Source organism: Kribbella sp. NPDC050470 (assembly GCF_044458365.1).
Classification (GTDB): Bacteria; Actinomycetota; Actinomycetes; order Propionibacteriales; family Kribbellaceae; genus Kribbella.
Genome location: NZ_JBITHV010000005.1, coordinates 552,034 through 562,062, shown reverse-complemented (window position 1 = coordinate 562,062; position 10,029 = coordinate 552,034). Strand labels below are relative to the sequence as shown.

Here is a 10,029-nt window from a genome sequence, read left to right as displayed (position 1 = left end):
TGGGCGGTGTCCGTGGCAGTAAGTCGGCGGGGGGTTAGCAGTACGGCGGGTTGGTGGTTACTGCGGTGGCTACGCGGAGGAAGAGGTTGAAGAGGCGGTAGAGGTGGGGCATGTCGGCTTGGACGGTGATGGTGCGGTCGTCGCGGCGGGTTACGCCGGGGATGGCGGTGAGGTGGGAGACGACGGAGGCGGATTGCCAGCGGACGGTCAGTTCACGGCTGGCGGAGCGGTTGAACGGGAGAGGCGGGAGGGCCGCGAGGGCGGTGGCGGCGGTTTGCTCGATGGCGGCTTGGGCGTCGGGGACGGGGACGAGTTCGGCGGCGAAGCGGTCCTTGGCGTACTTGACCGGGACCACGGCGACATTCGGGTCCCAGGCGGTCATTTCGGCGCAGGCTGTGTCGTCGCCGGTGAGCATTGCGACGGGTACGCCGTACGCGGCGGCGGCGGCGTGGAAGAGGCCGATCTCGCCCGTGACCTGGTCGTCGAGCCAGATGTCCTCGATCTCGTGGCCCATGAAGCTGTGGCTGAGCACGCCGAGCACACCGGCGCGGGCGTGGTACCCGATACAGAGGGCGGCGTCGTACTCGCTCGTCAGTCCCTCCATCATGCCCATCGGCTTCGGCCGGCCCTTGATCAGCGTGGCGCGGCGGTCGAGGAGGTCGGGCAGCAGGTTGCGCATCGGGCCGTGCGCGTCGTTCACCAGTACGGCGGTCGCTCCTGCCTCGTAGGCGCCCCGGATGGCCGCGTTCGTGTCCTCGGTCATCAGCACCCGGCCGCGTTCGTAGTCGCGTCCCGGCGGCTGGACGTCCTCCGCGTCGACCAGCCCGGTGATGCCTTCCATGTCCACGCTCAGATAGACCTTCACGGCAGGCAGCGTATGTTCTGAAGGGTGAACGCCGGCGCCGAGGTCAGGGCTTGGCGGCCCGCGCTGAGCGGGGTCGTCGAGGTGCTGCACGCCCACTTCCGGTCGCACGCGTACCCGAGCCACACGCACGACGCCTGGACCGTCCTGATCGTCGACGAAGGCGCCGTACGGTACGACCTGGACCACCGCGAGCACGGCTTGGCCCAGGCACAGGTCTCCCTGCTACCGCCGAACGTCCCGCACGACGGCCGCTCGGTCCATCCCGAGGGCTTCCGCAAACGCGTCCTGTACCTCGAGCCCGATCGCCTCGGCGACAACGTGATCGGCGCCGCCGTGGACCAGCCCGAGTACGTCGACCCCGTCCTGCGACACCGCATCCACCAACTCCACGGCGTACTCCGAGACGGCAAGGAGGACCTGGAAGCGCAAAGCCGGCTGATCCTGATCGAGGAGCGCCTGCGCCAGCACCTGCGCCGCAACGTCACCGACCCGCCGGATCGACGCGACCCCGGGCTCGCGCGCCGACTACGCGACGTACTGGACGGCCACGTCCCGGCAGGAATCACGCTGGACGACGCCGCGAAGCTCGTGCACGCCCATCCGACCCACCTTGTCCGGGCGTTCAGCCGCGAGTACGGAATGCCGCCCCACCGCTACCTGACCGGCCGACGGGTGGACCTGGCGCGGCGGTACCTGCTCGACGGCTGCCCACCGGCCGAGGTGGCGACGCTGGCCGGCTTCTACGACCAGTCACACCTCAACCGGCACTTCCGGAAGATGCTCGGCGTCACGCCGGCGAGTTTTGTGAAGCGTTGACCTTCGACGCCTTGTACGCCTTCACGCCCCAACTGCCGAGCACCCCGGCGATCAGCAGGTTGACGACGATCAGGATCGTGTGCGCGACGTAGTACCCGGTCGGTCGCCCCTCGGTGTCGGCCAGCGCCTTGATGAAGCGCAGGTAGGTCACCACGTTCCAGACCGCGATGCCGATCAGGACGAGAGCGTGCTTGCGTTCGAGTTTCACCAACACATTGTCCCAAGACGGGGCGGCCGCGCCTCACTCGGCCGCCCCGGCGCGAGGGGCGAGCTCACTGCGAACGACATTCGTCCATCGGAGAGCGCACGGCAAGATGCGGAAAGCTACCGACGGGTTACTCAAGGGTTTCCCTGCAGACCGGTACGACGTTCAACTACGGATTGGGCCGATCGACCATGCGCAGGAGCTGCGTCCGGTTGGCCACGCCGAAGCGCCGGTAGAGCCGCGTCAGCTGGGACTCGACCGCCTTGACGCTGAGGTAGAGCGCGGCCGCGATCTCGCGGTTGGTGGAGCCGTCGCGGACCATGGAGACGATCTGCTGCTCGTTGTCGGTGAGCTCCGACGGCTGACGGCTGCGACTCGGTACGTCGAGACGCGCCAGCTCGGTCTCCGCCACCTCACGCCACGCCGGGGCGCCGTACGCCTCGAACTGCTCGATCGCGTCCAGGAACGCCGTCCGGGCGACCGAGCGCCGGCGGGCCTGCCGGGCGACGCGGCCGCGGGTGAGCTCGCAGCGAGCCAGGTCGAGCGGGTAGACGCGGTCGCCCGCCGTACTGATCGTTGCCTCCAGCAAGTCCAACGCCGCGGCCGGGTCGCCTTGCTTGGCGATCAGCAACGCCTCGGACCGGGCCAGCCCGACCCGCACGACCGCGCGGTCCAGCGTCTCGGCACGACTGCGGATGTCCGCGATCAGCGTCGCCGCGTCCTCCAGCCGCCCGGCCGCGACCAACGCCTCCGCGTAGTCCGCGTGCCACGGGATGACGGCGGGGTCGAACGGCATCGCCGCCTCCCCCGAGTCCGCGATCGCGTCGAACGCCTCCACCGCACGCTGCGGATCCCCGGTCAGTACGCCGATCAACCCGAGCGAAGCCAGGGCGGGTCCGGTCCACTCATCGTTCCCAACCAGCCGGACACCTTCCAGCGCGGCCTCGGCCAACTGCCGACCCATCGCCGCCGTGCCGCCGGCCCACTCCGCGCGGCTCGCGATGATCATGCCGACCTCGGCCTCTTCGCCGATGTCCTGCATCAACTGGTAGCACTCGTGGCCTGCGGCGAGCGCGTCCGCGCCCCGCCCGCTGCGTTCGTAGATCGCGGTCGCCGAGATCAGCACGGACGCCAGCCACCGCATTGCCCCGCCGTCACGGACCTCGTCCACCAGCGCGCTGATCGACGAGATCGCCTCCGCGGTCCGGCCGCGGAACAGCTCCCGCATCGCCGCCATCTGCCGCGCGTTGACCACCGTCTTCGTGAGCGGCAGGTCGCGCGACAGCTCCGCCGCCTGCTGCAGCAGCGCGTCCGCGGTCTGCTCGGCGTCGCGGGCGATCTGCACCGACGAGGCCGCGCTCAACGCGTCGACGATCGCCTCGGTGTCACCGCACTCCCGCGCGAGCCCCTCCGCGACCCGCGCATCCTCCTGGGCCTCGTCCAGCCGGCGGTCGAAGTACTCGCTGTGGCTGCGCATGATCCGCACCCGCGCCTCGAGCCGCTTGTTGCCGACCGCGGCCTCGAACGCCTCGGCCAGCAGCTCCACCCGCCGGTCCCGATCGGGCCACGCGGCGTCCACCAGCAGCAACAGCGCCGGCACCTTGGTCTCTGGATTCGTTGCCGCCTGGATGGCGTGCCGCGCCATCTCGGCCGACTCCGCCAGATGACCGGCGGCTGCGGCGTCGTCAGCGGCCCGGGTCAGGCGTCGAGCACGGTCGTCCGGCAGGCTGATCGGCGTACGCTCGGCGGCCAGCCGCCACAGCGTCGCAGCCGCACCAGGCGCTCCGCGGCCGGCGGCGACCGCGGCGGCCTCCTCAATGGTGACGGCCAGCTCCGGGTTCGCCTCCTGGGTGGCGAGCGCACGATGGGTCGCGTTCTCGACCGGTTCGTCGACCACGGCCGCGAGCTGCGCGTGCGCCTGCCGGCGGGCAGCTGACGTCGCCTCGGCGTACACGAACTCCCGCAGCAGTGGATGCGTGAACCGCAGCCGCTCGGAGGACACGTCGACCAGCCCGAGCGTCTCCACCTGGGCGAGCTCGCCGTCGATCGGCCGCCCGAGGGACTGCGCGATCTGGGTCGTCGTCGGGCGCGGCGACGAGGCTGCGTGCAGCAGGAGCTCGTGCGCGCCAGGCGACAGGTCGGCCAGCCGGTCGCCGAGCAGCGTCTTGAGCCGGCTCGACACCGGGAGCGGATCGTTGGGCGACACCCCCTGTGGATGGCGCAGCACCGCGCGGCCGAGCTCCAGCGCCATGAAGGGATTCCCTGCGCTCGCCGTGAAGATGCGGCGGGCGGTACGCACCGGAAGCGGGCTGGACAGGCGCTGTCGCAGCAGACCCAGTACGTCGGGCTCCGTGAGCGGCGGCACCTCCAGCTGCAGGACGGGCTCGGGGCACGCCTCCGACATCACCGGGAGGTCACCGTCTGCCACCTGCTCGGTGGCGAGCATGTGCACCCCGTCGGTCAGCCTGCGGGCGCAGAAGGTCAGCACCTCGAGGCTGGACGGGTCCACCCACTGGATGTCGTCCACCACGAGCAGCACGGGCCCGTTGGCCGCCAGCCGACGAAGAACATGCAGTACGGCGAGGCGCACAGCCAGCTCGTCGCGGACCGTGTCAGGCGCACTGGCCTTCAGCAGAGCCACCTCAAGCGGCTGGCGGAGGTGGTCGGGCAGGACCTGCCAGGCCAGCTCGAGCTGGTTGGACAGCAGGTCGAGAAGGGTGACGTACGGGAGGCTGGCTTCGGACTGTGACGGGGCGGCGCTGAGGACCCGGCAGCCGGCCTTGGTGCGATCCGCGACCAGCGCGCGGCCGAGGGCTGACTTGCCGATCCCGGTCGGGCCGTAGAGCAGCACGCTGCCGCTGGTCTCGAGCTGCTTCCGCGCACGCTCGACCAGCCCGGCGCGCCCGACCAGCTCGTCGTCAGTCATCGATCACAAACTCCTCGAAGGATTACCTTCGCCGATTATCACAGTCAACGACCATCCGACACGGCGAGTGTCACATGAGGAAACCATCCCGTCACCATCCTGTCACCCGTCGCAGCCCTGGTATGAGCGCTCCGGACGGCACTGTTGTGCCGGGGCACGAGATGGCAGTTGTGATTGAAAGTTAGATCGATGCGACGTCAGGGGAAGCTGAGGAAGGCTCTCAGCAGGGCGGCGGTGCCGGAGAGGTGTTCCTGCATCGCGCTGCGCGCGGCCTCGACGTCACCGGCCAGGATCGCGTCGACGATCGCCTCGTGCTGCTCGTTGGAGTGCTCGATGTTGCGTTCCAGCAAAGGGATCGCGTCCAGCAGCTCGTTCAGCCGCATCCGGACGTCGGCCGTCGCCGAGGTGAGCGACGGCGAGCCGGTGACCTCCGCGATCGCCAGGTGCAGGCGCGAGTCCAGCCGGCGGTAGTCGGCCAGCGACGCGGCCGAGGTCTCCGCGAGACACCGGCGAAGGTGTTCTTCCTCGCCTGCGCTCAACGACCGCGCCGCGGCCGCCTCCGCAGCCCCGGTCTCCAAGGCGGCACGCAGTACCAGGGCATCGTCCAGGCCGTCGCCCAACTCGCGGGCCAGTCGCTTGGCCGGCGTACGGCGGGGCTTCGGCAGCTGCTCGTTGACGAACGTGCCGCCGTACCGCCCGCGCCGGGACTCGACGTACCCCGCCTCGGTGAGCGCGTGGATCGCCTCGCGCAAGGTGACCCGGCTGACGTTCAGCCGGGCCGCCAGGTCGCGTTCGGACGGCAGCCGGTCACCCGGCACCACGACCCCCAGTTTGATTGCCTGCAGCAACCGCTCGACCGTCTCCTCGAACGGGTTCCCGGTCCGGACCGGCCGGAACAACGCGTCGTCTGCTTGGGCAACCATGGTCACAGACTAGAGCGGTGTCACGTACGCGCCCGAGATGCCGCCGTCCACCAGGAAGGTGTTGGCGGTGATGAAGGAGGAGTCGTCGCTGGCCAGGAAGGCGACCGCGGCGGCGATCTCCTCCGGCTCGCCGAACCGCCCCATCGGCACGTGCACCAGCCGGCGCTGGGCCCGCTCCGGGTCCTTCGCGAACAGCTCGGTGAGCAGCGGCGTGTTCACCGGGCCCGGGCAGAGGGCGTTGACCCGGATCCCCTGCCGGGCGAACTCGACGCCGAGCTCGCGGCTCATCGCCAGCACGCCGCCCTTGGACGCGGAGTACGAGATCTGCGACGTGGCCGCGCCCATCACCGCGACGAACGACGCGGTGTTGATGATCGACCCCTTGCCCTGCCGTTGCATGTACGGGATCGCGGCCTTGCAGCACAGGTACACAGACGTCAGGTTGACCTCCTGCACCTTGCGCCACGCCTCCAGCCCGGTGTCCAGGATCGAGGCGTCGTCAGGCGGCGAGATGCCCGCGTTGTTGAACGCGATGTCGACGCTGCCGTAGGTGTCGAAGGCCTGCTTGAACAGGTTCTCCACCGCGGCGGCATCGGTGACGTCGGTGGCGACGAACAGCCCGCCGGCCTCGTCCGCGGCAGCCTTTCCGGCGGCAGGGTCGAGGTCACCGACGACGACGTGCGCGCCCTCCGCGGCCAGCCGCCGTACCGCGGCCAGGCCGATCCCGCTCGCGCCCCCGGTCACCACCGCGACCCGGCCCTCCAGCCGGCTTGCCTTCACGTCCATTCAGTCCTCCGTGCTGATGAAGATGTTCTTGGTCTCGGTGAACGCGTCCAGCGCGTCCGGGCCGAGCTCGCGGCCGAGGCCGGACTGCTTGTAGCCGCCGAACGGCGTCGAGTACCGCACGGACGAGTTCGAGTTGACCGACAGGTTGCCCGCCTCGACCCCGCGGCCGACCCGCAGCGCGCGGCCGACGTCCCGGGTCCAGATCGACCCGGACAGCCCGTACTCGCTGTCGTTCGCGATCCGCAGCGCGTCCGCCTCGTCCTCGAACGGCACGACCGCGACGACCGGCCCGAAGATCTCCTCCCGCAGCACCCGGTCGCTCGGCGCGGTCACCACGGTCGGCGGGAACCAGAATCCGGGACCGCTCGGCGCCGTCCCCTGGAAGGCCACGTTCTCCACGTAGGACTCGACCTTGGCCCGCTGCCCGGCCGAGATCAGCGGCCCCATCTCGGTCTCCGGATCGCCCGGATCACCGACCCGGAACCCCCTCACCGCCGGCTCGAGCAGCTCCAGGAACCGGTCGTACGCCGTCCGCTCGACCAGGATCCGCGACCGGGCGCAGCAGTCCTGGCCGGCGTTGTCGAACACGCCGTACGGCGCCTGAGCCGCGGCCTTCTCCAGATCCGCGTCGGCGAACACGAGATTGGCGGACTTCCCGCCGAGCTCGAGCGTCACCCGCTTCAGCTGCTCGGCGCACCCGGCCATGATCTGCTTGCCGACCGCGGTCGACCCGGTGAAGACCACCTTGCGTATGGCGGGATGCGTGACGAACCGCTGCCCGACCACCGACCCCTTGCCCGGCACCACCTCGAACACCCCCGGCGGCAGCCCAGCCTCCAGCGCCAGCTCACCGAGCCGGATCGCGGTCAGCGGCGTCAGCTCGGCCGGCTTCAGTACGACGGTGTTGCCCGCCGCCAGCGCGGGCGCGAAACCCCAGCCCGCGATCGGCATCGGGAAGTTCCACGGCACGATCACGCCGACCACGCCGAGCGGCTCGTGAAACGTCACGTCGATGCCGCCGGCAACCGGAATCTGCTTGCCGAACAGGCGTTCCGGCGCGGCCGAGTAGTAGGTCAGCACGTCCCGGACGTTGCCCGCCTCCCAGCGCGCGTTGCCGATCGTGTGGCCGGCGTTCTCGACCTCCAGCGCGGCGAGATTCTCCAGGTCGGCGTCGACCGCGTCGGCGAACCGGCGCAGCAGCCGGCCGCGATCCGCGGGCGCGACGTTCCGCCAGGTCTCGAAGGCATCCGCGGCCCGGGCAATCGCCACGTCCGCGTCCGCCTCGGTCGCCAGCGAGATCGTCCGGACGACCTTCTCGGTGGCCGGGTTGATCACGTCGTACCTCATGAAGTTCTCCTGGATGCGTCGATCAGGGCGGTGAACAGGCGCAGGTCGTCCACGTTCTCCTCCGGATGCCACTGCACGCCGATCGCGAAGTCGTGCCCGTCCACCTCGGCGGCCTCGACGGTCCCGTCACCCGCGCGGGCGGTCACCCGCAGCCTCGGGGCGACGACGTCGAGGGCCTGGTGGTGGTAGCAGCGACCGCTCGTGCGATCGCCGAAGATCCGGGCGGCCAGTGTGTCCGGCTCCACTTTGACCTCGGTGGTGCCGAAGATCGCCGGCAACGGCCGGTGCTCGTCGTGGGCCACGACCTCCGGAAGGTGCTGGTGCAGCGTGCCGCCGAGCGTGACGTTGAGCATCTGCAGCCCGCGACAGACCGCGAGCAACGGCAGGTCCTGCTCGAGAGCCGCGCTGATCAGGACCCGCTCGTGCTCGTCGCGGCCGGGCCTGGTGTCGACCGTCTCCGGATGTGCGTCAGCGCCGTACGTCAAGGGATCGACGTCGCATCCACCTGAGACGACCAGCCCGTCGAGCAGTTCGAGGACGGTCGGGTCAGTGCCGACCGGCGGCAAGAGAATCGGTACGCCGCCGGCCGCAACCACTGCGTCGAGATAAACGCGAGGCAGCAGCGCGGCTTCACGCTGCCAGATCCCCCACGTGGCCGGCTCCAGGTACGTCGTGATGCCGATGCGAGGCCTAGAGACGTTCGAAGCCACGGATTCGCTCCCAGTCGGTGACGGCGGCGTCGTACGCGTCGAGCTCGACCCGGGCCGCGTTGGCGTAGTGGTCGACCATCTCGTCGCCGAACGCTCCACGGGCGATCTTCGAGCCGGTGAACAGCGCGGCCGCCTCGCGCAGCGTCGACGGCACGTGCTGCTTGTCCGACTCGTAGGCGTTGCCCTCCAGCAACGGCTCGAGCTCCAGCTCGTTCTCGATGCCGTAGAGGCCGGAGGCGATGATCGCGGCGACGCCGAGGTACGGGTTCACGTCGCCGCCGGGCAGGCGGTTCTCCACCCGCAGGGACTCGCCGTGGCCGACCACGCGAAGTGAGCAGGTGCGGTTGTCCAGGCCCCAGGCGACCGCGGTCGGCGCGAAGCTGCCCTTGGTGAACCGCTTGTAGGAGTTGATGTTCGGCGCCAGCAGGTAGGTGAACTCGGACAGGCAGGCGAGCTGGCCGGCGATGAACTGCTCCATCAGCTCGGAGAACCCGTGGTCGCGGTCACCGGCCAGGACCGCCGCACCCTCGGTGGACCGGAAGCTCAGGTGGATGTGGCACGAGTTGCCCTCGCGCTCGTCGTACTTGGCCATGAAGGTCAGGCTCTTGCCGTGGGTGGCGGCGATCTCCTTGGCGCCGTTCTTGTAGATCGAGTGGTTGTCGCAGGTGGCGACGGCCTCGTCGTACCGGAACGCGATCTCGTGCTGGCCGAGGTTGCACTCGCCCTTGGCCGACTCGACGTACATGCCGGCGCCGGTCATCCCGTTGCGGATGGCGCGCAGCAGCGGCTCGACCCGGGCGGTGCCGAGCAGCGAGTAGTCGACGTTGTACTGGTTGCCCGGCGTGAGGTCGCGGTACCGCTTGTCCCACGCGGCCTCGTAGGTGTCGTCGAAGACGATGAACTCGAGCTCGGTGCCGACGTACGCCTTCATGCCGCGCTCGGCCAGCCGCTCCAGCTGCGCCTTGAGGACCTGCCGGGGCGACGCCACTACGGGCGTGCCGTCCAGCCACTCCACGTCGCACAGCACCAGCGCCGTGCCGGGCTGCCACGGGACGAGCCGGAGCGTGTCCAGGTCGGGCGCCATCACCAGGTCGCCGTACCCGCGCTCCCAGGACGACATCGCGTAGCCGTCCACGGTGTTCATGTCGACGTCCACGGCGAGCAGGTAGTTGCAGCCCTCGGTGCCGTGCTTCAGCACCTCCTCGACGAAGTACCGACCGCCGCAGCGCTTGCCCTGCAACCGGCCCTGCATGTCGGTGATCGCCACCAGCACGGTGTCGACCTGCCCTCGAGCCACCAGGTCCCGGAGCTCCTGCACGCTCAACTTCCCACCACCAGAAGCCACGGCCACTCCCACGGGTCTATTGGTCTACAACCAGTCCATTGACTCAAGCCTCGGGCCGGATGTCAATCGGGGGTTTCCCTTGACAGCGGGTCCCGGCGCGAGGAAC

At 70.0% G+C, this 10,029-nt stretch carries 9 protein-coding genes; 1 reads left to right on the top strand and 8 read right to left on the bottom strand.

What is annotated here, in order from left to right; genetic code table 11:
* Positions 1-34: 34 nt before the first annotated feature.
* Positions 35-865 carry a M55 family metallopeptidase gene (locus tag ACIBGM_RS17900; RefSeq protein WP_396386194.1) on the bottom strand — a complete coding sequence of 277 codons (831 nt, stop codon included), beginning with the start codon at positions 863-865 and terminating at the stop codon, positions 35-37.
* 24 nt (positions 866-889) lie between these two features.
* On the opposite strand from ACIBGM_RS17900, the gene ACIBGM_RS17895 reads away from it, so the two are divergent.
* The gene (locus ACIBGM_RS17895; RefSeq protein WP_396386193.1) at positions 890-1,681 is read left to right on the top strand and encodes an AraC family transcriptional regulator; all 792 of its coding nucleotides are present in this window, start codon (positions 890-892) and stop codon (positions 1,679-1,681) included.
* Here ACIBGM_RS17895 and ACIBGM_RS17890 read toward each other — a convergent pair.
* The 7 genes from ACIBGM_RS17890 to ACIBGM_RS17860 all read right to left on the bottom strand — a co-directional run bounded on the left by ACIBGM_RS17890 (position 1,653) and on the right by ACIBGM_RS17860 (position 9,923).
* Positions 1,653-1,889, bottom strand: coding sequence for an SCO4848 family membrane protein (locus ACIBGM_RS17890; protein WP_360537549.1), 237 nt, complete (start codon positions 1,887-1,889; stop codon positions 1,653-1,655). The genes ACIBGM_RS17895 and ACIBGM_RS17890 overlap by 29 nt on opposite strands.
* A 166-nt stretch (positions 1,890-2,055) precedes the next feature.
* Positions 2,056-4,812 carry an AAA family ATPase gene (locus tag ACIBGM_RS17885; RefSeq protein WP_396386192.1) on the bottom strand — a complete coding sequence of 919 codons (2,757 nt, stop codon included), beginning with the start codon at positions 4,810-4,812 and terminating at the stop codon, positions 2,056-2,058.
* Positions 4,813-5,009: 197 nt separating this feature from the next.
* On the bottom strand, positions 5,010-5,735 hold the full coding sequence (locus ACIBGM_RS17880) for an FCD domain-containing protein (protein ID WP_360537553.1): 726 nt from the start codon (positions 5,733-5,735) through the stop codon (positions 5,010-5,012).
* Between the two features lie 9 nt (positions 5,736-5,744).
* Entirely contained in the window at positions 5,745-6,521 is a 777-nt protein-coding gene (locus tag ACIBGM_RS17875; protein WP_360537555.1) for a 3-oxoacyl-ACP reductase, read from the bottom strand.
* Positions 6,522-7,868 (bottom strand): aldehyde dehydrogenase family protein, encoded by a 1,347-nt coding sequence (locus tag ACIBGM_RS17870; protein ID WP_360537557.1) that lies wholly within the window; start codon positions 7,866-7,868, stop codon positions 6,522-6,524.
* Positions 7,865-8,578 carry a gamma-glutamyl-gamma-aminobutyrate hydrolase family protein gene (locus ACIBGM_RS17865; protein WP_360537559.1) on the bottom strand — a complete coding sequence of 238 codons (714 nt, stop codon included), beginning with the start codon at positions 8,576-8,578 and terminating at the stop codon, positions 7,865-7,867. The genes ACIBGM_RS17870 and ACIBGM_RS17865 overlap by 4 nt, the downstream gene beginning before the upstream one ends.
* On the bottom strand, positions 8,559-9,923 hold the full coding sequence (locus ACIBGM_RS17860) for a glutamine synthetase family protein (protein ID WP_360537561.1): 1,365 nt from the start codon (positions 9,921-9,923) through the stop codon (positions 8,559-8,561). Before ACIBGM_RS17860 ends, ACIBGM_RS17865 begins: the two co-directional genes overlap by 20 nt.
* Positions 9,924-10,029 lie beyond the last annotated feature (106 nt).

Coding starts and splice junctions, on each gene's coding strand:
- ACIBGM_RS17885 (WP_396386192.1), bottom strand. CDS start 4,812: ATGACTGACGACGAGCTGGTCGGGCGCGCCGGGCTGGTCGAGCGTGCG.
- ACIBGM_RS17880 (WP_360537553.1), bottom strand. CDS start 5,735: ATGGTTGCCCAAGCAGACGACGCGTTGTTCCGGCCGGTCCGGACCGGG.
- ACIBGM_RS17875 (WP_360537555.1), bottom strand. CDS start 6,521: ATGGACGTGAAGGCAAGCCGGCTGGAGGGCCGGGTCGCGGTGGTGACC.
- ACIBGM_RS17870 (WP_360537557.1), bottom strand. CDS start 7,868: ATGAGGTACGACGTGATCAACCCGGCCACCGAGAAGGTCGTCCGGACG.